This is a genomic window from SAR324 cluster bacterium (assembly GCA_029245725.1).
Taxonomy (GTDB): Bacteria; SAR324; SAR324; order SAR324; family NAC60-12; genus JCVI-SCAAA005.
Genome location: JAQWOT010000023.1, coordinates 1 through 2,465 on the forward strand (window position 1 = coordinate 1; position 2,465 = coordinate 2,465).

The window sequence follows — 2,465 nt, forward strand, 5'->3', positions numbered from 1 at the left end:
GGCCCAGGGTTCATTGGAAGAGATCTTTGGGACAACGGAGTCGGTAGCGGAGATGATGCAGATGATTCGTCATGCCGCAGAGGAGCAGTCACAGGGGATCCGTCAGGTGAACCAGGCGTTGGAGGAGTTGAACCAGATGACAATGGAGAATGCGCAGTTTTCAGAGGTGAACGCGAAGTCGAGTTCGCAGTTATCCCAGCAAGCCGAAGAGTTGTTGGAGGTGGTACACCAGTTTCGTTTGTGGGAGGGAGAAGAGGAAGAAGAAAGTGAAAGTCCAGCTGCCTTGCCTGAACCTCAAGAATCAGAGGGGATTCTTTACATTTGAATTTTGATTAAACACTAAAACAACTAAATAATTTTCATTTTTCTGACTGATTTTCCACCTCACTATCAATCTTTTATACAACTGTGGTGCTCATCACAAAGTACAGACAATACAGTTCTTTGTAACTTGCTTGTCTTGTAAGCTCACGTGTAGTTTCTCAACAACAGTTCATTTGGCAGTCAATCGTTTTGAGGCAGAAAACCACGAACAGTATTGTTGTGAAAAATCAGTAGATATGAACAGTCTGCCCTACACACTTCCCATCACTAAGCGTCATTATTTACTGATTTAGCTTCCTCTTTATAGCAAGGAGAAAGAGATTGCGACTCCAAGACATTCCCATGCAGCGTAAGCTGGTCAGCAGTTTTCTGCTGGTTGGCTGTATCCCTGCGGTCCTGTTGACCTTGGTCAGTTTGCTCGTGGCCATCTTTTCCCTGAGTAGCAGCACCTACGAACAATTGACTGGATTGCGACAGGCCAAGCAACAGAAGTTGGATAACTACTTTTTAGAGCAACGCAATGATCTGCAGGTACTGAGCAAGACTGTAGAGAGCTTCCAGAAAGCGGCAGATAACAAACTGAGTGCGATCATGGAAGCCAAAAAAGTTACTCTGCTTGACTATCTCAACTCTGTCCGTTCCCAGATACTCGACTTTGCAAAACGTCCAAAGATTATCGAAGCGATGTGGGATCTACCCCAATACTTTCCGAGCTATATTGTAGAAAATCGCTGGGATGAAGCAACACTGAGCAAAAAGCGAGATGAGTTGAAAAGTTATTGGGAGAATGAATTTGGTGAGCGCTATCGACAATTGAATGAGGGTAAAGACCCTGAGATTGAAAAATACTTCTCCCAATTGGATGAGCATGCGATTGCATTGCAGCACTCGTATATCGTCAATAACCCCAACCCGATGGGATTTAAGGATGAGTTAGACAAACCTGACGAAACTGCTTATAGCCGGCTCCACGGGCAACTCCATCCATCCACCCGTAGTTTTCTCCGTGAGTTCGGTTACTACGATATTTTTCTCGTCGAAGCTGAAGAAGGCCGCATCGTATATTCCACATTCAAGGAACTCAATTTTGGAACATCCCTAATCGATGGTCCTTTTGCAGAAAGCAGTTTGGGCAGAATTTTTAAACAAGCCAACACAGCCCAATTACCAGGACAGTTTTTCATCGAGGATTTTGAGCCTTACTGGGCAGGCTTTGAAGCGCCAGCAGCCTTCGTGGCAGCCCCTATTTTTGAAATGACTAGAAATGGTCTGGTCAAACTTGGTGTAGTGATATTTCAGTTTCCTGTCGACAAGTTCAAAAGTGTGATGAGCGGCCGGAGTGGCTTGGGACAGACCGGAGAGACCTATTTGGTTGGAAGTGACCTACGTTTTCGATCGGATACTTTTTTGGATCCACTTACGTTTTCAATGGAGGTTTCATTTCGAGAATTTCTTGAATTGGATACAGCTCCAGTGCGCTCCGGTTTGTCTGGTGGATCTGGAGTGGGTGTCAGTCGCAATTACATAAATGAGTATGTTTTAAGCGCATGGAGTCCTTTCAATTTTGAGAACCTCAATTGGGTCATGATCAGTGAAATGAATGTGAGTGAGGTACTCAACCCATCGGATGCGGTTGGTGGTGAGTTCTACAAAGATTTCTCTGAATTGAATGAATATTATGATCTGTTCTTGATTCATCCTGATGGAGAAATTTTCTACACTGCGGCTCGTGAAGCTGATTACCAGACAAACATTCTCAACGGTAGATTTGCAAACAGTAGCCTGGGCAGCACTGTGAGACAGGCGCTACTCAGTCCAGAAGATGAAGTGTTTGCTGATTTTCAGCCTTATGAGCCAAGTGGAAATGCCCCTGCAGCCTTCATTGGCCGCCCGATTCAATACGATTCTTCACGTCAGAATAGTGTAAATCAAGGGCTAAGCTTCGGGGTTCAAACAGTCGTTGCCCTGCAACTTTCTGACAGCACCCTGAATGAAGTGATGCTGCAACGCACCGGTCTCGGTGAGACTGGAGAGTCCTATCTGGTGGGCCCTGACCTCAAACCACGGACCAGTACCCGTGATCCCAACCGTAACCTGGCCTCCTCTCTCAGTGGAGAGGTCTCTCTCAATGGGGCTGACAC

2 protein-coding genes are annotated in these 2,465 nt (G+C 45.8%); both read left to right on the forward strand.

Annotation, left to right across the window (positions count from 1 at the left end; genetic code table 11):
* The coding region (locus P8O70_00745; GenBank protein ID MDG2195411.1) for a hypothetical protein at positions 1–325 on the forward strand (325 nt) is incomplete at its 5' end.
* A gap of 320 nt (positions 326–645) precedes the next feature.
* On the forward strand, positions 646–2,465 hold a 1,820-nt coding region (locus P8O70_00750), incomplete at its 3' end, for a hypothetical protein (protein ID MDG2195412.1).